A 19308-nucleotide genomic window follows, 5' to 3' on the forward strand; every position below is an offset into this window, starting at 1 on the left:
CATACTAATGTGCGCGAAGCAGTGCCTCGAACTCATCGGGAAATTTTTTAAGGTAGCTTTGCGCGATAAAAGCGACCGATGGGGCGAAAACGCAGATGGTCTTACCGTTCATCGTATCGACCGCATCGAGGATGGTTTGGTAGTCTTCTTTGCTTCCTTCTCCCGCTAAGATTTTGGCTAAGATGCGATCGACCCAGCCCGTACCTTCGCGACACGGCGTGCATTGACCGCACGATTCGTGATGGTAAAATGCAAACAGATTTTTCATTGCTTCGGGAATGCTCACGCTCTCGTCCAGTACGATCATACCGCCCGTGCCCAAAGCCGAGCCGTGTGCTTTGAGACATTCGTAATCAAGCGTTATATCGTCGATCTCATCGGCTCTGAGGATTTGCACCGAAGAGCCTCCCGGGATGATCGCTTTGAGATTTTTATCCCCTTTGATGCCGCCGCACAACTCGTAAATGACGCGTTTCATGCTTGTCCCGTAAGGCAGTTCGTACACGCCCGGTTTTTTGACATGTCCGCTGATGCCAAACAGCATCGTTCCGGGGCTTTGTTCCGTACCGTAAGCACGGTACGACGCATAACCTTCGCGAATAATAAACGGCACGCTGGCGATGGTTTCGACGTTATTGACGACGGTCGGATTGCCGAAAAACCATTCGGGTTCTTTGCCTTTGAGTTTGAGTCTCGGGTGTCCGCGCTTGCCCTCTAACGATTCCAAAAGTGCCGTTTTTTCGCCGCAAATATACGCTCCCGCACCTTTGTGAATCGTGACATGTAAAGAAAAATCACGACCGAAGACGCTATTTCCCAAAAGTCCCGCCGCATAAGCCTCGTCGATCGCTTGTTGCAGGCGGTTCATCCAAAAGACGTATTCGCCGCGAATGTATACGTAAGCGTGGTGTGCATTGATGGCGTAACTTGCGCAGATGATGCCTTCGATCAGCAAATGCGGGTCAAACTCTAAAATTTGACGGTCTTTAAACGTCCCCGGTTCGCCTTCGTCGGCATTGACGACCAAGTAAACGGGCTTGGAGCTTTGGGGCGGAATGAGTCGCCATTTCTCTCCCGTTAAGGCACCGCCGCCGCCTTTGCCTCGAAGTCCGCTTCGTTCTATTTCGCAAATCGTTTCATCGGGGCTGAGGCAAAAGAGTTTTTCCAAGGAGGCATAACGGCCGTTGGCACGCGCAACTTTGAGGGTATGGGCGTTTGGAATATCGAAATTTTTGCTGACCACTTTAGCGATCATGGCAAAGTCCGTCTAAAATTTCGTCGATTTTTTCAGGGGTTAGGTTCTCAATATACGCATCGTTGAGCCGCATACAAGGTGCCGTACCGCATGAGCCGAGGCATTCGACGAGTGAGAGCGTAAATTGTCGATCGGGCGTCGTTTCGCCTACTTTGATGCCGAGTTTATATTGAAGGTACTCTTGAATGTTTTTCGAGCCGCAGAGCATGCACGAGAGTGTTCGGCAGAGCTGAATATGGTATTTGCCGACGGGTTGGAGTTGAAACATCGTGTAAAACGAAGCGACCGAATAGACTTCCATAGGCGTACGTTCTAATTTTTTGGCGATAAAACGTATCGCATCTAGGCTAATCCACCCCTCTTGGTACTGAACCATCCACAAGGCGGGTAACATTAACGATTGTTTGTCGGGATAACGCTCTAACAACGCGTCAAATTTTTCTTCGTTCTCCCAATTAAACCCAAAACGACTCATCGATCCAACTCTCCTGCAATAATATTCAAACTTCCTAAACTAAGTATCGCATCGGCGATCATACCGCCTTCAATGATGCTCGGGTACGCCGCCATTGCATAAAAACACGGCGGTCTGACTTTGACTTTATACGGTTTGGGGCTTCCGTCGCTGACGATAAAAAAGCCGAGCTCTCCGTTAGCCCCTTCGATGGCGCGGTAAGACTCGCTCGGAGGCACTTTGACGCCCTCGAAAACGAGCTTAAACTGATTCATCAAGCCCTCGATATTGCCGTAAACTTCATGCTTGGGCGGTAGCGAAATCGAGCGATCCGCAACGCACACCGCACCTTGGGGAAGGCGTTTCATCGCTTGTTCGATGATGCGTTTGCTTTGCCTGATCTCCTCAAAACGTACCATAATGCGATCGTACACGTCGCCCACGCTGCCTAACGCCATATCGAAATCGAAACTCTCGTAGTGGTAATAAGGCGCATTGACGCGCAGGTCGTATGCCACGCCGCAGGCTCTGAGGTTGGGACCGCTGAGGCTTCGGTTGATTGCCTCTTCTTGGGAAATAATACCCACGTTTTGCGTTCGATCGTGAAAGATTCGGTTATGCTCTATCAATGTGAGCGTATCGCCGACTCCCGTATCGATGGCTTTCAAACAGACATGTAAGTCGTGTTCGAACCCTTCGTAGAGATCGTGGCTCATACCGCCGATGCGCATGTAAGAGTTGGTCAGCCTCGCTCCCGTGAGCTTGGAAAGAAGATCGTAAACGTTCTCTCTGGGGTTGTACAAATACCAATAATTCGTCAGCGCGCCCATATCGACCAAGATCGCCGCCAAACAGACCAAATGGTCGATCATACGCGAAAGTTCGCCGATAATGACGCGGATAAACTGGGCGCGATCGGGCAATTCAATGCCCAAAATACCCTCCACCGCATGCGCGAAAGCGATATTGTTCAAAATCGCCGAACAGTAATTGAGCCTGTCGGTATAAGGAATGATTTGGTTGTAAGTATGGTTTTCGCACGATTTTTCAAAACCGCGGTGCAAGTAGCCGATTTCACTGATGGCGCATCGGATCGTTTCGGACTCTAATGCCACAAACGTGCGAATCGTCCCGTGGCTTGCCGGATGTGCGGGTCCTAGATTGAGAAACATCAACGCATCGTGCGATTCAATGCCTTTGCGTTTGAGTCGAGGCGTCATCTCGTCCATCAAATCGTCGCTTTTATGACAGAGCTGTCCTTGCGTGATGGGATAGTCTTTACGCAACGGATGTCCGATAAACTCTTTATGATTTAAAATGCGCTTGAGGTTGGGATGGTTTTTAAAATGAATGCCGTATTGATCCCAGATTTCGCGCTCCGCCCAATTGGCGCTTTTAAATAAAGAAGCGATGCTATCGACCGCTAAAGTTTCGTCCACGTCGATTTTAAGCGTTATCACGTTGGAAAAAAGTCGATCACGTAAAAGATAGACGATCGCAAAACGTCGTAACGCCGAAGACTGATGCCAATAATCGATGGCCGTCATATCGACTAAAAACGTGTAACCGTCGTTTTGATACAGTACATGTAAGGCTTTCAGTATTAAAGAAGCATCGAGTTTGTACGCACCGTACGCGTCGATTGAAACCTCTTTTTCGAAGCGTTCAAGAAAGGCTTTAGGCATCAAGGCGTCCTTTAAAAACGCGTTTGGCACGATCAAGGAGCAAAGGTTCGTCGGCTTGAATCTTTTGAATTGCCAAAAGTGCGTCTAAAAAAGCTTCGGGGCGCGGCGGACATCCGGCGACGTAGACGTCGACGGGAATAATCGCATCGATGCCTTGAAGGGTAGTGTAATTGTCGTAAAAACCTCCGCTACAAGCACAAGCTCCGGCACTAATGACCCATTTGGGTTCGCACATTTGATCGTAGATTTTTTTTAAAATCGGTGCTTGCTTGTAGCTAATCGTTCCTGCGACGATCAGTAAATCGGCTTGGCGCGGCGAAAAACGCACCACTTCTGCGCCGAAACGCGAGATGTCGTATTTGCTGCTTGCCACGCTCATAAACTCGATGGCACAACACGCCGTTCCGAAAACATACGGCCACATCGACGATTCTCTTGCCCATGAAAGTGCGCTCTCGAGCGTCGACGTAATGACGCTATCGCCGAAAATCGCCTCGGCTCCTACTGCCATGAGAGTGCCTTGATACGATAGACGTACCATAAACCCGCCGCTAAAAGCAGGATAAACGTCAGCATCTCAAAAAGACCGAGAAAACCGAGTTCTCTTAAATTGAGTGCCCACGGAAACATAAAAATAATTTCGACGTCGAATAAAACGAATAAAATAGCGATCAGGTAAAATTTGGCACTCATACGCCCCTCGCTCGTGCCGATCGGAGAGCTGATGCCGCTTTCGTAGAGCATGTGTTTGTTTTTCGTTTCGCTTCGAGGACCTAAACGTGACGAAGCTAAAAAAAGCAGAGGAAGGAAAAGCGTTAAAAAGGCGACGATACACGACGCTAAAAAAAGGTTTTCAGACATTAATCGTATCTCCTCTAAGGTCTGAAATCATCATAACCAAAGAAATGTAAAAGAGACGTAAAAAAAGAAAATCAATTTTATCGCTAAAAAAGAGCGATGCTTAAGAGATTTTTTTATACAATAGCACCCAAAATTGTTATTAAAGTTAGAGGATTGTGTATGCGCTATTTGGTTTTTTTGTCTCTTTTCTCTTTAGGTTTGTATGCCGCGATTACGGCAGACGATATTTACTACGTTTACAAAACAAAAGGTATTAAAGCCGTCGAGGAGCTTTTAAAACGAGAGTACGAAGTCAAAGAAGTGAAAGAGATCAAAGAGGTCAAAGAACCCTTTAAAGAAGTAAAAGAGGCGAAAAAAGAAGAGCCTAAAGAGCCGGCGGTTAAATTGGGTCAAAAACGTTTCGTTAAATTCAAAACGCCGAGCGAAAAAGAGTCGGTTTCGCGCGATCATTGGTTGAAGCAACTTAAGGGAATCGATGTGAGTTACGGCTACTACGAAGACGTCGAGTCATTGATCGTGTGTGAAAAAGAGAAAAGACGCTGTGACGTCTTCCATGTCGAAGAAGACGGATTGAAACTCGTTCGCGTTCACGACGACGTTATTATGGGCAAAGGCGGCGATAAAGTCAAACGCGGCGATCTTAAAACGCCGGTGGGCGTGTATGAGATCATTAAACGTTTCAAGCCGACCAATCAATTTTACGGCCCGTTGGCGTTTTCACTCTCGTATCCCAATCTTTTCGACGTCTTACGCAATAAAACGGGCGACGGCATTTGGATTCACGGTATGCCGATTGACGGAAAAGACAGAGACGATTTGAGTAAAGGGTGCGTGGTCATGGAAAACAACGCCATCTTAACCCTTGATACGGAGATTAACGCACAAAGTGCGGTCGTCATTATCGGCGAATCGAAAGTCCCTAAAATGACGCGCGAACAAGTTGCAACGATTTTAAGCGAAGTTTATAAATGGCAACGGGCTTGGAAGGTCAACGACATCACGACCTATCTCAATCTCTATTCCAACGATTTCAAAAAATCGGACGGCTCCGGAAAAGCAAAATTTTCGGCGATGAAACAACAAATTTTCTCACGCAAAGAGAACAAAACGATTCTGTTTGAAAATATCAGTATTTCGCCGTATCCGACCGTAGACGATCGAAAACTGTTCAAAGTTTCGTTTTACCAAACGTACAAAAGTCCCTCTTTTGCTTCAAAAGGCGATAAAGAGCTGTATATAGAGATGGTCGGCGATAAAATGCAGATATTGGCGGAAAAATAGGAAAGAAAGATGCAAGAACACGAAGAGATTGAAGAAGAATTAGCCAAATTGATCGCAGCGCGTGAAGCTTTTTTGGCGTATATGGACGAGACGATTCCCAAAGACGAAAAGGGTATCGGTTTTGACTTTTCGAACCATCCTACGTTAGATGCCAAAACGGTTTACGAACACTTTTACAAACTTGATTACCAAGCGCGCAAAATTAGGAGTTTTGTCGTTAAAGCGTTCGAATTAAGGCATTAGAGATGGCATATATTACGATTAACAAAGCGCATTTTTTCCATAACCTCACGCTTTTGAGCGATAAAGCCGGCGGCAAAAAAAAGCTGATGGCGGTTTTAAAAGACAATGCCTACGGACACGACGTCGCCTTAATGGCGCGTTTATGCCAAGAGTACGGCATCGTCCGCGCCGCCGTTAAGACGATAGACGAGGCTAAAATCATCGCTCCGATGTTTGACGAAGTTTTGGCTTTAGTCGATCATCCGACGCATAAAAGCTTGCATCCGAGCATTTCGTTTGCAACGCATTCGCTAGAGGCATTGCATGCGCTTCCTCCCGGAGCGGCGATTCATTTGAGCATCGATACGGGCATGCATCGAAACGGCATTAAAGAAGAGATGATCGAAGCGGCACTGGCATTGATTGCACAAAAAGGGTTGCTTCTCAAAGGTGTTTTTACGCACTTTCGCAGTGCCGACGAATTGACGAGCGAGTTTTTTTGGCAACGTTCCAATTTTGAACGCGCAAAAGCAAAAATCCGCTCTTTTGCTAACATGTACGCATTTCCGAAGATTCATTTTCACTGTTGTAACTCAGCGGGGCTTTTGCGCTCGAACTCCTTAGGCGACGACGACTTCGCACGTCCGGGGATTGCGATGTACGGCTACAGTCCGGTCGATCCGCGTATCGGTACGTACGACTTAAAACCCGTTATGGCGTTATGGGCGGAAAAATTGAGCACGCGCATCCTTAAAAAAGGAGAACGCGTCGGATACGGCGGTATTTACGAAGCGAAAGAGGACGAAGTGATCTCGACGTACGACATCGGTTACGGGGACGGTTTTTTCCGCTTCGACGGGTTTGAACCCGTGTTGATGGCAGATGGCAAAGCAACCAAAGGACGTATGTCGATGGATAGTTTTTGCGTGGGCGGCGATGCCGCGAAAGTCTGTATGTTTGATGACGCAGAACCGCTTGCAAAACAATTTCATACCATTAGCTACGAAATTACGACCAAACTTTCCGCTTCGTTAAAACGTATCGTGATTTAGCTCGCGAACAACTTGATTTCGATTGCGCCGCTTGCTTCGCGCGTGCTAGCGACGCTCAATGCGCTCTCCGCTCGAAGTTTAAACGTCGATAAGGTATCTTTGGGAGCCAAAGAGGTAATGCCGAAACTGCAACTAATCGTTCCGATATGGGAAAACTTCGTTTGAGCCAATAAGGCTTGAAATTTTTTAGCGACGCCCAATCCCGCTCTAAAATCGACTTCGGGTAGCAAAAGCGCAAAACGATCGTCGGTCCATTTTGCAAAGACGTCGATGTCGCGCGTATTTTTTTTCACCAGTTGAATAAATTCTCTTTTAAATCCCGTGATAACGGCGGCGGGAAAGATATTGCTGATATTTTTAAAGGCGTTGATTTCGATGAGAACGAGCGTGAGATTCGTGTGGTAGCGTTTGTGACGTTTAAACTCTTGTTGCACTTCGTCTTGGAGTTTTAAATAGGTAAAAACGTCAAGCGTTTTATCGTATTGCGTCGTTTCGCCGGCGTAACTCGTATTCATACTTTGCAAGAGTTCTTTTTTTGCCGAAAGGGAAAGGGCAAAGCTTAGCATTTGAAGAAAACGGCGAATGATCGACATGTGGGCTTCAACGATTTCAGGCGCGAAGCTTGCCAGCATTAAGTTTCCCAAAATCTTTTCATGACGCTCTTCTTTAATCTCAAAAGCAAAAAGCGTTAAAGTCTTTTTATCGATCGTAACATGTTCTTTGGAAAACGCGGATTTCTTGGTGTAGATTTGAATCGCGATTTTTTCGATTTCGCTTTGGTACGGGTTGGTGTGCAGAGGATGAATCTCTTTGGTGCGAAAGTGCACTTTAATAAAAGTGTTTTCATTGTAAAGCGTCATGCTCTCTTTATCGTAGAGAAACAAAAGCGTTGCTTCTAAGGACAAGTTTTTTTCAAGAATCTCCAATGCTTTGACGGTATTGAGTTTGGTCGAAAGCGAAGAGAGTAGGACATCGGAGAGTTGTTGAAGCTGTGCGATCTCGTCTACAGGTTCGGTATATTTTTCGTCTTGAAGAGGAAAAGAAAAACGTTTCGAAAAGAAAATCGCTGCAAAAATCAGCGCAAAAATCGCTATTTTGATCCATGCGACGCTATGGTTTGAACACAATAAAAGTTCATCTCCAAAAGAAGTCCCGTAAAGCACGACGTTGGAAAAAGCGTCCAATATCCAATAAGCAAGAGCACCGATAAGAGCTACAACGTAGAGGTTAAGGTCGCGGCGCATGGGCTTACTCGCGGATTCCGTCAGCAAACAAAATACCGTCGATACCGTGCAAGGCGGCAAACTCAATATCGTTATCGTCGCTTGAAGCCAACAGTATTTTGGCGTCGAAGAGATAGTCGTCGGCAATTTTTTGCGCTTGTAATACCAAGGCTTTACCGACGACGAAATACGAAGCATGAAGCGCATGACCCAACATCAGCTCTTGAATGTTTTTGACGTTCATGGCAAACGGAACATTTTGCGCGAAGCAATAGCTTGCCAAAGGCGCGTCAAACTCAAAAAGCACGATCGCGTTTGAGGGCGTGTGAGACAATGCTTCTTGAGCGGCGATACGATAAAAAGGCGTATAGGGAATGAGCGAATGTCCTAAAATGATCATGACGTCAACCTTGCACACTCTTTGGAGCAATAAAAAACACCGTCTTTAATGATGGCGTCTTTATGGCTAATAAACGTTGAACACGCATGGCATTCCACCATCGTTTCGCCTTCTAATTTCTTCGCGTCGCGGTTTTTTTGAATCGTTTCTTTTCGAGCATTTTTGAAAAAAAAGAGATAAATCAATACGATAACGGCGCAAAATAGCGCGATTTTAAGCAACATCGACATCCTTCATCACAAGATAATAACGTTTTTCTCTTTGGTACACGCGACAGTTCGACAACCCTTTGATCTCTTCTTCGACGAATTCGCCTTTGTAAAACAGTAAGGTTGTCGTAGGGCGAATAAAATTACGGCACAATCGTACCAGTGTTTTTGTTTGGGTCACGGCGCGCGAACTAATCAAATCGACCTCGAAAGGCGCTACTTTTTCGACGCGATCGGTTGCAATGTCAACGTTTTTAAGATCGAGCGTTGTTTTGACCAGATGTAAAAAAGCACTTTTTTTTGCAATCGGTTCGAAAAGCGTAAAATGCACGTTCGGTAGCGCAAACGCCAAGACCATTCCCGGAAAACCCGCTCCCGTGCCGATATCGATTGCCGTTCGAAACGAAGAGCTTTCCAAAAACTGTAAAGGATAGACGCTATCTTCGATATTTTTCATGACCGCTTCGTGCGTTTTGGCTCCGGAAATATTGTGCGTACGATTATAGTGCAATAAAAGCGATGTGTACGTTTGGGCATGTGAGTCAAAATATTCCGGAAGCATTGCGTGCCCTTTGAAAAAAAGATATTAAAAGTATATCGTATCTAAAGGGCGATTAAGGAAGGTTTACATGTGGGTCGTACGGTAAGCATTTTTCGTACGATCTACATGTAACCAAAGAAAGCGTTTAACGGATACGAAAGCGGCGTAGTTCGATATTGGCGTTTTGTGCTTTTGTCAACAACTGACCGGAAATCTCTTTGACGCGTTCGCCCAAAGCGTTGTTATGTTCGGAGAGCGACGTCATATCGTCGATTTGTTGCATAAATGTTTCCGCCGTTTGCGCGACGAGCGTATGTTCACTGCTTTGTTGCTCGGAGATTTCGATGGTACGGCTCAATGTTGCGGAGGTGCGTTCGGAATCGCCGATGAGTTGATTCGTGTCTTGCGAAAGGCTGAAAAACGATTGTGAAATTTTTTCCGTTTTATCGGTCACAAGGTCGATCGTTTGTACGATAACGTTGGTCGTCGCGCTAATATCAAGCAGTGAGGCTTGCGTACGTTCGGCCAATTTGCGCACTTCATCGGCGACGACGGCAAATCCGCGCCCGTGTTCGCCTGCGCGTGCGGCTTCGATAGCGGCGTTTAGGGCTAAAAGATTGGTTTGATCGGCGATGTCGTCGATAATGCTAAGGACTTCTTTGATCTGCGTCGCTTGTTGCGAAAGCGATTCAACTTGAGAACTTAGAGCGTGTTGTTCTTGTGCGCTTTGACGCGTGCGATCGACGACGCTGCGCATATTGGTGACAAACGTATTGAGGATCTCTTGCGTTTGTTGGAGGTCTTGACAGGTTTGAAACGATGTGTGTTTCATCTCCAACTCTTTCGCTTTTAAGCGTTGCATATCGGATTGGACGGTATGCATAAAGCGGTTTTGTTTTTCGATATTGCAGGAGAGGTCGGCGGAAACGCTGTTTAACGAATGGCTTGCTTCGACGCTTTGGTCGGAAGTCTCTAACGCTTTGGAGATGGAGGCTTTAAAATTTAAAATCAAGGTTTGTACCTGTTTCATCGTATCGGAGATTTCGTTATCGTTTTTCAACGTGAGCGATTCGGTAAGATCGAGGTTGGAAGCGATACTTTCCAATTTTTTTCCCGAAACGGTAATGGCCTGTAAAACGTCTTTAAACGTAGCATACAGTAAAACGATGATAATCAAGGCGGTTAAGACAAGCACACTGCCTTCAATCCAAACATGGCGGTACGTTGAGGCTTCCAAGGCGTTAAGGGTTTGTTCGATTTCTGCGGAGAGATGATCGTCGACGCTTTTGAGCAGGTTGATTTTATCGGTAATCGTGTTAAACCATACGGTTGCATCCACGCCAAAATGTCCTTCGTTGGCTTTGGTGATCGCACTTGAGCGCATCTTCTCGACTTCTCCCACGACGGGCGATTGCATCGTTTTTTGGTAAAACGCTATCGAAGCAGGCGAAGCCGTGCCTAAAAAAGCATCCAAATACGAAGCTTGTTCGGAGACGAGGGTAATCAGTTTAACGAACATGTTCGGCGCGAAGGCATCGGCGGCAAAGGTATTGGACAAGACGGCCCGTTCGATGCCCGTGCGTTCTTTGGCTTTGAGAAAATTGGCGTAGGCATTGAGCTGTTTGATGGTTTCGGGATTATTCGAGAGCATGGACGAGGAGGTAACGATGTCTAAAAGGTGTTTGTTTAAAAGCGTGTAAAAATCAACTTGCTCCGCCGCACTAATCGCAAAGGTATCGACGCGTTTTCGAATGCTCTCCAGATTGGAAAGCATGGTATCGATCGTCTGGATCTGTTCACCCAAAGAAGCGGGAAATCGGCTCAAATCGATCGTTTGAAGTGCTTGGCGGTAGCGCGCTCTTTCCTGATCCGTCAATTGACGTTGCGAGGGAAGCTTGTCGGCGAATTTCTTCCCCGACGAGCCCAAATATCCCGCACTCGTACCTCTTTCTTTTTGGCTTTCGTGAACGAGTAAGCTAATGCTCGTCGAAAGAGAGACGATACGTTGAAGGTTTTGAATATTGGAGAGTTTTTCATGCGTCGTCATAGCCATTCTAACACCCATAAGTAAGGCGACGAGACCGACGACGATCGAGACAAAGGCTAGTTGAAGCTTAACGGTGCGGCGCATACTCTATCTCCTCGTATAAAAGTCGTTTTATTTCATAGCGTTGATTATACTGGTGTCGGAAATCCAAATGCATTGACGTACGTCAAACGAATATTAAAGGCTCAAAATCGATACGTGGGGCGCACGTGATGTGCGTCCCAAATACGCTATATCAAAAAAGCTTAAACAACGGCGATAGAAGAGGTATAGTCGCCGTGGAGATTACAGCGTGCAACGGCGGAAAGCGTTTTGACGCTTTTCGTATCGATGCGTGCCGCCAAATAGCCTCGAGACGTTTTAGGCTCAAGCGAAACCGTTGCCGCTTTGTGTCCGTCCGCAAAAAGCGTGATTTCGTAAATCCAATGGTTCTCGACGCTTGGATGAAGAACGCCTTTTTGTCCGATATTGACTTCCACCAGCGCAAAGCCGTTTTTATCCGCCGCACCGATCGTGATTTCGGGAGAGTGTTTAAGTTCCGCCTCGGTAGGATTTGCCGGATCTTTAATGCTCATAGCTTGTTTATTGACGATTAATTTTTCGTCGTAAGCACTTGCAACCGTCGTCGCCAATGCGGCAAGAGCACCTATTTTTAAAGCATCTCTTCGTTCCATACGCAACTCCTTTAAGATGAAAATACGAAAAAATTATAGCTAAAAAGTTTCAAAAGTCAATTGATAAAAAAATGTAACTAAGAGACTAAATTCATAGATTTAACATTCCTTTAGCAAGAAGCGATAGAATGAACGAGACGATTATTTTACGACAAGGAGTTTACGATGGCGATTACTTTACCTCCGCTTCCTTACGAAGCTCATGCGCTTGCGCCTTATATCAGTGCCGACACTCTTGGATTTCATCACGGAAAACATCATCAAACATATGTTACAAACCTAAACAATCTCATTCAAGGAAGCGACCTTGCGGACGTGCCGCTGGAAGAGATCATCAAACTCTCGGCGAACAAGCCCGAAAAAACGGCTATTTTCAACAATGCGGCACAGGTGTGGAACCACACGTTTTATTGGCATTCGATGAAAAAAGGCGGCGGCGGTGCACCAAGCGGTGCGATCGCGGCAAAAATCGACGAAGCTTTCGGAAGCTACGAAGCGTTTGTTGAAGCATTTAAAAGTGCGGGTGCGACGCAATTTGGAAGCGGTTGGGCGTGGCTGGTGCTGGAAAACGGCGTGCTTAAAGTGACGAAAACGTCCAATGCCGATACGCCGATGGTGCATGCTCAAAAAGCTTTGTTAACCGTCGACGTGTGGGAACATGCCTACTATTTGGATTATCAAAACAGGCGCGTAGATTATCTCGATATTTTCTTAAAACATCTCGTGAATTGGGAGTTTGCCGAAGCCAATTTGGCGTTATAACGCACGATAAAATCCTTACATGTCATCTTACATGTAAGGATTTTTGTGCGTCGATGTTATGCTTGATCGCTTAAACAATGCGGACATTTTTTAGCGGCGAGGGGAATGTTCATCGCGCACTCGGGGCACGCTTTCGTCGTAGCTTCGGGTGCTTTTTTGGGTGCAATCTTCGTGTAGCCTTTGATCATCATAAACATGACAAATCCCAAAATAACAAAGGAGGTCAGGTCGTTGAAAAAAACACCGAGTTTGATCGCCGGAGCACCCGCTTTTTCAAGCTCACTTAAAGAGGCGTAGCTTTTGCCGTCCAGTGCAATAAAAAGCGACGAAAAATCGACGTTCCCGAGCAACAAGCCGATCGGCGGCATGATGACGTTGCTAACCAGCGATTTGACGATCGTCGCAAACGCCGCTCCGAAAATAAAACCGACCGCCATATCGACGACGTTTCCTTTGACGAGAAAATCGCGAAATTCTTTAAGCATCTTCACTCCTTACATGTAGGTTTTTGACAAAATATTTCGGCGATTCGACGTAACCGTGTCGTGCGTAAAAACGGTGTGCGTCTTTGCGTCTTTCATGGCAATGCACTTCGATGCGATCGCAGCCTTTCTTTCGAGCGACGTCTAAAGCATAAGCTTCTAAGGTTGCACCGATGTGAGCCGAACGCATCGTTTCATCGACGACAAAGTAGCTAATCCGTAAAAACGGACCGAGTAGGGCGATTTGAGGAATGACATGTAAACAAAGCAAAGCGACGACGCGACCCTCGGTTTCGTATACCGCCAAAGACGCGTCGGGATGTTCTAAAAGCGTTTGAATGCGCGCGGGAAGAAACGAGGACGTGTTCTCATAGCCCAATTGTTCGAGAAGAATCGCTAAAACGTCGGCATCTTGAACGTTGGCTTCGCGTATCACGGTTTCTCCTAAAAAAGGTGTCCCATTTGCTCTTTTTTCGTTTTTAAATACTTCTCGTTGAAAACGTTCGGCTCGATAATCACGGGCACGCGTTCTGTAATTTCAATCCCTTTGAGGCTTTCGAGCTTTTTGGGATTGTTGGTTAAGAGTCGGATTTTCGAGACGTTAAAACGGTTTAAGATAAACTCGACGATCTCGTAGGTACGTTCGTCGGCTTTAAAACCGAGCTGATGGTTGGCTTCGATGGTATCAAAACCTTTATCCTGCAAAGCATAGGCGTTGACTTTGTTGAGAAGCCCGATATTACGCCCTTCTTGGCGTAAATAAATGACCATACCGCCTTCTTTTTCGATGAGCTTCAAGGCATACTCGAGTTGGTCGCGACAGTCGCATTTCAGGCTTCCGATAGTGTCGCCCGTAAGACATTCGCTATGAATTCGGACTAAAGGAATCGTACCTAAGGGCTCTTTGAAGATCACTAAATGCTCTTTAATACCCTCTTTAAACGATTGAATTTTGAAGCTTCCAAACCGAGAGGGAAGGTTTGCAACTTCGGAAATTTCTATTTTCATTTTCTTTTATATCCAGTTATGCTAAAATCATTATTTTTTATAAGCGACGATAATTCTAACGAAGATAAGGCAAAAGAATGTTTAAAAGATTTAGAAGACTCAGAATGAACGCAACGCTTCGCTCCCTTGTGCGCGAAACCACTCTTAGTATGGACGATTTTATCTATCCGTTATTTGCTAGAAATGGCGAGGGGATTAAAAAAGAGATTGGCTCGATGCCAGGTGTGTATCAGATGAGCATCGACGAGATCGTGAAAGAGTGCGGCACGTTGCAGGAGTTGGGGATCAATTCGATTATTTTATTCGGTATCCCTGAGGTCAAAGACAGTGTGGGAAGCGACGCGCTCTGTGAGCATGGCATTATCGCAAGCACGATCAAAGCGGTGAAAAAAGCGCATCCGAAGATGTTTGTCGTGACCGATCTTTGCTTTTGTGAATTCACCGACCACGGACATTGCGGCATTTTAGATATGGAGCACGAAAGCGTTGATAACGACGCGACTTTAGAGATTTTAGCCAAACAAGCCCTTGTTCACGCACACGCCGGTGCTGATATGATAGCACCATCAGGCATGATGGACGGGATGATCGAAGCGTTACGCGAAGCGTTGGACAGTGAAGGCTTCATTAACCTTCCGATCATGAGTTATTCGACTAAATTTGCCAGTGCGTACTATGGACCATTCCGTGATGTAGCAGAGTCTGCGCCTAGCTTTGGCGATCGTAAAACCTACCAGATGGATCCTGCCAATCGTCGCGAAGCGATCGCAGAATCCGTGGAAGATGAAGCGCAAGGTGCGGACATCTTGATGGTAAAGCCCGCTCTTGCCTACCTTGACATCGTGCGTGATGTCCGCGAAGCAACGTCGACACCGCTTTGTGTTTACAACGTGAGTGGCGAATATGCGCTCTTAAAAGCGGCCGCAAAAGCGGGTGTGATCGATTATGAGCGTGTGATGATGGAGACGATGATCGCGTTTAAACGCGCGGGGGCTGACATCATCATCAGTTACCACGCGAAAGAAGTAGCTGAGATTTTAAGGAGAACAAAATGAGACACTTTCTCACACTGAAAGATTTTTCAAAAAAAGAGATTTTAGAGATCATCGATTTGGCGATCAAGATCAAAAAACAGGCGAAAAAAGGCAAATTTAAACCCTACCTTGAAAATCAAACCTTAGGCATGATTTTTGAAAAAAGCAGTACACGAACACGTGTCAGTTTTGAAGTGGGGATTCATCAGCTAGGAGGCGTAGGCTTGTTCCTCTCTTCCAATGACTTACAACTAGGGCGCGGTGAACCGATGAAAGATACGGCACGTGTCATTAGCCGAATGGTCGATATGGTGATGATCCGCACATTCGCGCAAAGCACCTTAGAAGAGTTTGCGGCGTATTCACGCGTACCTGTCATCAGCGGTCTGAGCGATTCGTACCATCCTGTTCAATTGATGGCGGATTATCTTACAATGGTCGAGTATCAAAAAGATCAAAACCCCATCGTAGCGTATGTGGGCGATGGAAACAATATGACACATTCCTGGCTGATGCTCGCTTCTAAACTAGGCTTTGAACTTCGCATCGCCACACCTAAAGGATATGAAGTGGATGCCCAAATCTTAGAAGATGCGCTCTCATTTGCCAAAGAGAGTGGTGCGGTGATTACGATTGGAAATGACCCCAAAGAGGCGATCACAGGTGCTACCGTTGTTACCACGGACACTTGGGTTTCAATGGGACAAGAGGCAGAAAAAGCGAAGCGCATCGCCGATTTTCAAGGGTTTATGGTCGATGATGCGATGATGAGCTTGGCGCAAGACGATGCGATGTTCTTACACTGCTTGCCAGCGTACCGCGATTATGAAGTGAGCGAGAGTGTCTTTGAAGCGCATGCCGATGAGATTTTTGATGAGGCAGAAAACAGACTTCATGCCCAAAAAGCCGTGATGGTATGGCTGGATAAGCACAGAAATAACTAATGGAATTTAAAAAACGAAAAGAGTTTAAGATGATAGAAAAAATTTCTAAAAATTTAAGCCCAACCAAACAAAAAGAACAGACGGTTTTGGAAATTCTTCCAAGCGAAGAGAGTGAGGCAAAAGTATTGCGCCTGAAAAGCGGTTCGTGGGATAACACGAAAGAGCCGTGGTTAGTTTACGACGAAAACGATAAACTTCATGCGCTTTTGTCGATCGAGACGCTCAGTAAGATGATCGAGCATTTTAAAGAAGCCGAACAAGAGGCTCTTTTTTTGAAACTTGAGAAGAGTATTTTAAAGCATTTGCCTTTAGATTTTCACGACGTCTTAAGCGTGGCAATGGAAGAGCTCAATCGAAGCAAAAAGAAAAACATCGATTTTGATAGCTTAATCGCGAAGATCAAAAAAGAGCATCCCAACCTCTTTTTGGATTTGAAAGACCTCTACTTGCCGGAAGGTTCGAGTATTATCAGCGCGACAACGCGCTAAGGACGCATATGATTGATTTTGAAAAATTTGCCAAGTATTCCAAAGCGGGACCTAGATACACGAGCTATCCGACCGCTCCGGAGTTTCATGAGAGCTTTACATGTAGAAGCTACGAAGATGTTTTGGCACATCAAGATAAGAGCCGTAAACTCTCTTTGTATTTTCACCTTCCGTTTTGCCGAAGTGCGTGTTATTTTTGCGGCTGTAACGTCGTTTACACGAGTAAAGAAGATAAAAAAGAGCGTTACATCGACTATTTGGAGCGCGAATTAGAGCTGCTTTCCAAACACCTCGATACCTCGCGTGAAGTGATTCAGATGCACTTTGGCGGCGGAACGCCGACGTTTTTTAACACAGAACAGTTAGAGCGCATTATCGGCGCGATTAAACGCCATTTCAAAAACTTCGCCAAAGATGCCGAAATCAGCTGTGAGATCGACCCGCGCTTTTTAACCAAAGAGCAGTTGGACGTTTTGACATGTAACGGGTTTAACCGCATTAGTTACGGGGTTCAAGACTTTAACGACGAGGTGCAAAAAGCGATTCACCGCATTCAGCCGTACGACGTGACGCAAAATGCCGTAAAAATGGCTAAAGAAGCGGGCATTAAGTCGATTAATATGGACTTGATCTACGGACTTCCGTACCAAACTTTTGAGAGCTTTCAAGAGACGCTTCGTTTGGCGGTCTCTTTAGATCCGACCCGCTTGGCGGTTTTTAATTACGCGCACGTGCCGTGGATGAAAAAATCAATGCGCAAGATCGATGAAACCACGCTTCCGCACCCCAGTGTTAAGCTTGCTATTATGCGCTACACGATTGATTATTTAGAGTCCAATGGCTATAAAATGATCGGTATGGATCACTTTGCAAAACCTGATGATGAGCTGTTCTTGGCGATTGAAAAAGGCGAATTGCACCGTAACTTCCAAGGCTATACGACCAAAGGCGGCGCGGATTTGATCGGTATCGGACTGACCAGCATCGGAGAGGGGTTGAAACATTACGTGCAAAACTTCAAAGAGATGGACGAATACGAAAAAGCCATCGACGAGGGAAAACTTCCCGTGCATCGCGGACTGGTTTTAAATGATGACGATGTGCTTCGAAAAGCCGTCATTATGGAGATGATGAGCAACTTTAAGCTCAACATCGCAGGCATTGAAGCGCAGTTTGGCATCGACTTTTTTGACTATTTTTCCGATGCGATCGCCGCTCTTGCGCCGTTTGTCGCAGAAGATTTGGTGATGATCGATAAAGTGGAGAAAAAAATTCTCGTCAATACCACGGGTACGTTGCTCATTCGCAATATCGTGATGCCTTTTGACGCATACCTTAAAAAAATTCCTGAAGCACAACGACGCTTCAGTAAAACGGTGTAAACATGTTCCCCTATACCCTAACTTCAGATGCCTGCGTCAAATGCGGCAAGTGTATTCCGGTCTGTACGATTCACGAAGTGAACCGTGACGAAGTAACGAGTCCGAGAGGTTTTTTAGACCTTTTAGGTGCGTACCAAAAAGGCGAGTTGGAGCTGGATAAAAACGCTAAAAAGATTTTTGAAAGCTGTTTTTTGTGTACCAATTGCGTGAGCGTCTGCCCTAACTCTTTACCGGTCGACGGGCTCATCGAGCAAGCGCGTAACGATATTCGTAAAAAATTCGGGCTTGCATGGTATAAAAAACTTGCGTTCTTTTTGCTACGCAACCGTAATATTATGGACGTCTTAGCCCGTTTGGGTTACATGTTTCAAACGTGCGGTTTTAAACTGGTGGAGAAACAAAGCTCCATGTACATGCGAAACTTCCCGATCATTAAAATGGACAGATTGTTCCCGAGCTTGAAAAAGAAAACGTTTTTGAATTCCCACCCTGACGTGATTTATAACGGCGGCAAAGGCAAAGTGGGCATTTTCATCGGGTGTTTGGCAAACTACATGTACACCGATATCGGTAAGGCACTATTAGAGATTCTCAAAGTCTTGGAGATCGATGCGTATCTCATCAAACAACAAAAATGCTGTGGCGCGCCTCAGTATTTTACGGGCGATTTTGACAGCGTTGATGCGCTTGCAAAGTTTAACATCGAGTACATCGAGGGCTTTAAAGATGAATTAGACGCCATCATCATTCCAGAAGCGACCTGTAGCGCAATGATCAAAGCCGACTACGTGCATTTCTTCCACGACCAACCAGAGTGGCAAGCCAGAGCCAAAGCTATTGCTCCGCATATTTTTATGGCAACCGAATACTTGGAAAAGAAAACCAACTTAGCGCAAATCTTGGCAACCAAAGCCAAACAAAGCGATGCCGTTACCTACCATGACCCGTGCCACGCGCGCAAAATGCAAGGTGTGTGGAAAGAGCCGCGAAACTTACTCTCACAAAATTACGTGATGAAAGAGATGAGTGACCCGAACCGTTGTTGCGGTTTCGGCGGTGTCACGATGCAAACGGGCAATTACCGTTTCGCTAAAGCCGCAGGCGTACCAAAAGCGGCGATGATTCAAGAAACGGGAGCGCAGTTCGTCAGTGCCGAATGCAGTGCGTGTCGTATGCAACTGAGTGACGCGATGCACGGGCAAAAAGTCGATGTTGTGTTTAAAAACCCGATAGAATTGATTGCTAAGGCATTAAGAGAAGGGTAATAAACTGTTACATGTAAGGCTGAAAAGCTTTACATGTAA

Annotated in this window: 23 protein-coding genes; 9 read left to right on the top strand and 14 right to left on the bottom strand. The window is 45.9% G+C overall.

Annotated features, from left to right (window positions below):
* Window positions 1-4: 4 nt before the first annotated feature.
* From nuoF to OA34_RS02035, 5 genes are read right to left on the bottom strand one after another with little or no spacing between them, the layout of a single operon-like run.
* A complete protein-coding gene (gene nuoF / locus OA34_RS02015) occupies window positions 5-1255 on the bottom strand; it encodes an NADH-quinone oxidoreductase subunit NuoF (protein WP_039672150.1) in 1251 nt (416 codons plus the stop codon).
* A complete protein-coding gene (gene nuoE / locus OA34_RS02020) occupies window positions 1245-1730 on the bottom strand; it encodes an NADH-quinone oxidoreductase subunit NuoE (RefSeq protein WP_039672151.1) in 486 nt (161 codons plus the stop codon). The genes nuoF and nuoE overlap by 11 nt, the downstream gene beginning before the upstream one ends.
* On the bottom strand, window positions 1727-3394 hold the full coding sequence (locus OA34_RS02025) for an NADH-quinone oxidoreductase subunit D (protein ID WP_039672152.1): 1668 nt from the start codon (window positions 3392-3394) through the stop codon (window positions 1727-1729). Before OA34_RS02025 ends, nuoE begins: the two co-directional genes overlap by 4 nt.
* Complete coding sequence (locus OA34_RS02030; protein WP_039672153.1) at window positions 3387-3905, bottom strand: NADH-quinone oxidoreductase subunit B; 519 nt, start codon at window positions 3903-3905, stop codon at window positions 3387-3389. The genes OA34_RS02025 and OA34_RS02030 overlap by 8 nt, the downstream gene beginning before the upstream one ends.
* Entirely contained in the window at window positions 3896-4255 is a 360-nt protein-coding gene (locus OA34_RS02035) for an NADH-quinone oxidoreductase subunit A (protein ID WP_039672154.1), read from the bottom strand. The genes OA34_RS02030 and OA34_RS02035 overlap by 10 nt, the downstream gene beginning before the upstream one ends.
* Before the next feature lie 159 nt (window positions 4256-4414).
* On the opposite strand from OA34_RS02035, the gene OA34_RS02040 reads away from it, so the two are divergent.
* The 3 genes from OA34_RS02040 to OA34_RS02050 are packed head-to-tail and all read left to right on the top strand — an operon-like array spanning window position 4415 to window position 6810.
* A complete protein-coding gene (locus OA34_RS02040; RefSeq protein WP_039672155.1) occupies window positions 4415-5536 on the top strand; it encodes a L,D-transpeptidase family protein in 1122 nt (373 codons plus the stop codon).
* A gap of 9 nt (window positions 5537-5545) precedes the next feature.
* Window positions 5546-5779, top strand: a complete 234-nt coding sequence (locus OA34_RS02045) for a hypothetical protein (protein WP_039672156.1) — start codon at window positions 5546-5548, stop codon at window positions 5777-5779.
* A 2-nt stretch (window positions 5780-5781) separates the two neighbouring features.
* A complete protein-coding gene (locus OA34_RS02050; RefSeq protein WP_039672157.1) occupies window positions 5782-6810 on the top strand; it encodes an alanine racemase in 1029 nt (342 codons plus the stop codon).
* Here OA34_RS02050 and OA34_RS02055 read toward each other — a convergent pair.
* From OA34_RS02055 to OA34_RS02080, 6 genes are all read right to left on the bottom strand, one after another.
* Complete coding sequence (locus tag OA34_RS02055; protein WP_039672158.1) at window positions 6807-8054, bottom strand: GGDEF domain-containing protein; 1248 nt, start codon at window positions 8052-8054, stop codon at window positions 6807-6809. The genes OA34_RS02050 and OA34_RS02055 overlap by 4 nt on opposite strands.
* 4 nt (window positions 8055-8058) lie before the next feature.
* Window positions 8059-8433, bottom strand: coding sequence for a hypothetical protein (locus OA34_RS02060; RefSeq protein WP_039672159.1), 375 nt, complete (start codon window positions 8431-8433; stop codon window positions 8059-8061).
* On the bottom strand, window positions 8430-8657 hold the full coding sequence (locus OA34_RS02065; protein WP_060826619.1) for a PP0621 family protein: 228 nt from the start codon (window positions 8655-8657) through the stop codon (window positions 8430-8432). Before OA34_RS02065 ends, OA34_RS02060 begins: the two co-directional genes overlap by 4 nt.
* The gene (rsmG, locus tag OA34_RS02070) at window positions 8647-9204 is read right to left on the bottom strand and encodes a 16S rRNA (guanine(527)-N(7))-methyltransferase RsmG (RefSeq protein WP_039672160.1); all 558 of its coding nucleotides are present in this window, start codon (window positions 9202-9204) and stop codon (window positions 8647-8649) included. The genes OA34_RS02065 and rsmG overlap by 11 nt, the downstream gene beginning before the upstream one ends.
* A gap of 124 nt (window positions 9205-9328) precedes the next feature.
* Window positions 9329-11314: a methyl-accepting chemotaxis protein gene (locus OA34_RS02075; RefSeq protein ID WP_039672161.1), complete on the bottom strand. Its 1986-nt coding sequence runs from the start codon at window positions 11312-11314 to the stop codon at window positions 9329-9331.
* A 161-nt stretch (window positions 11315-11475) separates the two neighbouring features.
* A complete protein-coding gene (locus OA34_RS02080; protein WP_039672162.1) occupies window positions 11476-11904 on the bottom strand; it encodes a desulfoferrodoxin family protein in 429 nt (142 codons plus the stop codon).
* Window positions 11905-12069: 165 nt separating this feature from the next.
* On the opposite strand from OA34_RS02080, the gene OA34_RS02085 reads away from it, so the two are divergent.
* Window positions 12070-12666 carry a superoxide dismutase gene (locus OA34_RS02085; protein WP_039672163.1) on the top strand — a complete coding sequence of 199 codons (597 nt, stop codon included), beginning with the start codon at window positions 12070-12072 and terminating at the stop codon, window positions 12664-12666.
* Window positions 12667-12722: 56 nt separating this feature from the next.
* Here OA34_RS02085 and mscL read toward each other — a convergent pair whose 3' ends face one another.
* From mscL to ribA, 3 genes are read right to left on the bottom strand one after another with little or no spacing between them, the layout of a single operon-like run.
* Entirely contained in the window at window positions 12723-13151 is a 429-nt protein-coding gene (mscL, locus tag OA34_RS02090) for a large conductance mechanosensitive channel protein MscL (RefSeq protein WP_039672164.1), read from the bottom strand.
* Complete coding sequence (locus tag OA34_RS02095; protein ID WP_039672165.1) at window positions 13144-13584, bottom strand: GNAT family N-acetyltransferase; 441 nt, start codon at window positions 13582-13584, stop codon at window positions 13144-13146. Before OA34_RS02095 ends, mscL begins: the two co-directional genes overlap by 8 nt.
* A gap of 8 nt (window positions 13585-13592) precedes the next feature.
* Window positions 13593-14156, bottom strand: coding sequence for a GTP cyclohydrolase II (ribA, locus tag OA34_RS02100; RefSeq protein ID WP_039672166.1), 564 nt, complete (start codon window positions 14154-14156; stop codon window positions 13593-13595).
* 77 nt (window positions 14157-14233) lie between these two features.
* On the opposite strand from ribA, the gene hemB reads away from it, so the two are divergent.
* Genes hemB through OA34_RS02125 form a run of 5 tightly spaced genes read left to right on the top strand, consistent with a single transcriptional unit; the run spans window position 14234 to window position 19269 of the window.
* Window positions 14234-15211, top strand: a complete 978-nt coding sequence (gene hemB, locus OA34_RS02105; RefSeq protein ID WP_039672167.1) for a porphobilinogen synthase — start codon at window positions 14234-14236, stop codon at window positions 15209-15211.
* Complete coding sequence (gene argF, locus OA34_RS02110) at window positions 15208-16134, top strand: ornithine carbamoyltransferase (RefSeq protein ID WP_039672168.1); 927 nt, start codon at window positions 15208-15210, stop codon at window positions 16132-16134. The genes hemB and argF overlap by 4 nt, the downstream gene beginning before the upstream one ends.
* A gap of 29 nt (window positions 16135-16163) precedes the next feature.
* Entirely contained in the window at window positions 16164-16622 is a 459-nt protein-coding gene (locus OA34_RS02115; protein WP_254376712.1) for a DUF2603 domain-containing protein, read from the top strand.
* A gap of 8 nt (window positions 16623-16630) precedes the next feature.
* A complete protein-coding gene (hemN, locus tag OA34_RS02120) occupies window positions 16631-18004 on the top strand; it encodes an oxygen-independent coproporphyrinogen III oxidase (RefSeq protein WP_039672170.1) in 1374 nt (457 codons plus the stop codon).
* Window positions 18005-18006: 2 nt separating this feature from the next.
* A complete protein-coding gene (locus OA34_RS02125; RefSeq protein WP_039672171.1) occupies window positions 18007-19269 on the top strand; it encodes a (Fe-S)-binding protein in 1263 nt (420 codons plus the stop codon).
* Window positions 19270-19308 lie beyond the last annotated feature (39 nt).

Origin of the sequence: Sulfurospirillum sp. MES (assembly GCF_000789415.1) — a bacterium.
Classification (GTDB): domain Bacteria; phylum Campylobacterota; class Campylobacteria; order Campylobacterales; family Sulfurospirillaceae; genus Sulfurospirillum; species Sulfurospirillum cavolei.

Coding starts and splice junctions, on each gene's coding strand:
- OA34_RS02050 (WP_039672157.1), top strand. CDS start 5,782: ATGGCATATATTACGATTAACAAAGCGCATTTTTTCCATAACCTCACG.
- argF (WP_039672168.1), top strand. CDS start 15,208: ATGAGACACTTTCTCACACTGAAAGATTTTTCAAAAAAAGAGATTTTA.
- hemB (WP_039672167.1), top strand. CDS start 14,234: ATGTTTAAAAGATTTAGAAGACTCAGAATGAACGCAACGCTTCGCTCC.
- OA34_RS02085 (WP_039672163.1), top strand. CDS start 12,070: ATGGCGATTACTTTACCTCCGCTTCCTTACGAAGCTCATGCGCTTGCG.
- OA34_RS02055 (WP_039672158.1), bottom strand. CDS start 8,054: ATGCGCCGCGACCTTAACCTCTACGTTGTAGCTCTTATCGGTGCTCTT.
- OA34_RS02080 (WP_039672162.1), bottom strand. CDS start 11,904: ATGGAACGAAGAGATGCTTTAAAAATAGGTGCTCTTGCCGCATTGGCG.
- hemN (WP_039672170.1), top strand. CDS start 16,631: ATGATTGATTTTGAAAAATTTGCCAAGTATTCCAAAGCGGGACCTAGA.
- OA34_RS02040 (WP_039672155.1), top strand. CDS start 4,415: ATGCGCTATTTGGTTTTTTTGTCTCTTTTCTCTTTAGGTTTGTATGCC.
- OA34_RS02025 (WP_039672152.1), bottom strand. CDS start 3,394: ATGCCTAAAGCCTTTCTTGAACGCTTCGAAAAAGAGGTTTCAATCGAC.
- nuoF (WP_039672150.1), bottom strand. CDS start 1,255: ATGATCGCTAAAGTGGTCAGCAAAAATTTCGATATTCCAAACGCCCAT.
- OA34_RS02045 (WP_039672156.1), top strand. CDS start 5,546: ATGCAAGAACACGAAGAGATTGAAGAAGAATTAGCCAAATTGATCGCA.
- rsmG (WP_039672160.1), bottom strand. CDS start 9,204: ATGCTTCCGGAATATTTTGACTCACATGCCCAAACGTACACATCGCTT.
- OA34_RS02115 (WP_254376712.1), top strand. CDS start 16,164: ATGATAGAAAAAATTTCTAAAAATTTAAGCCCAACCAAACAAAAAGAA.
- OA34_RS02065 (WP_060826619.1), bottom strand. CDS start 8,657: ATGTTGCTTAAAATCGCGCTATTTTGCGCCGTTATCGTATTGATTTAT.
- OA34_RS02035 (WP_039672154.1), bottom strand. CDS start 4,255: ATGTCTGAAAACCTTTTTTTAGCGTCGTGTATCGTCGCCTTTTTAACG.
- OA34_RS02075 (WP_039672161.1), bottom strand. CDS start 11,314: ATGCGCCGCACCGTTAAGCTTCAACTAGCCTTTGTCTCGATCGTCGTC.
- OA34_RS02060 (WP_039672159.1), bottom strand. CDS start 8,433: ATGATCATTTTAGGACATTCGCTCATTCCCTATACGCCTTTTTATCGT.
- mscL (WP_039672164.1), bottom strand. CDS start 13,151: ATGCTTAAAGAATTTCGCGATTTTCTCGTCAAAGGAAACGTCGTCGAT.
- ribA (WP_039672166.1), bottom strand. CDS start 14,156: ATGAAAATAGAAATTTCCGAAGTTGCAAACCTTCCCTCTCGGTTTGGA.
- OA34_RS02030 (WP_039672153.1), bottom strand. CDS start 3,905: ATGGCAGTAGGAGCCGAGGCGATTTTCGGCGATAGCGTCATTACGTCG.
- nuoE (WP_039672151.1), bottom strand. CDS start 1,730: ATGAGTCGTTTTGGGTTTAATTGGGAGAACGAAGAAAAATTTGACGCG.
- OA34_RS02125 (WP_039672171.1), top strand. CDS start 18,007: ATGTTCCCCTATACCCTAACTTCAGATGCCTGCGTCAAATGCGGCAAG.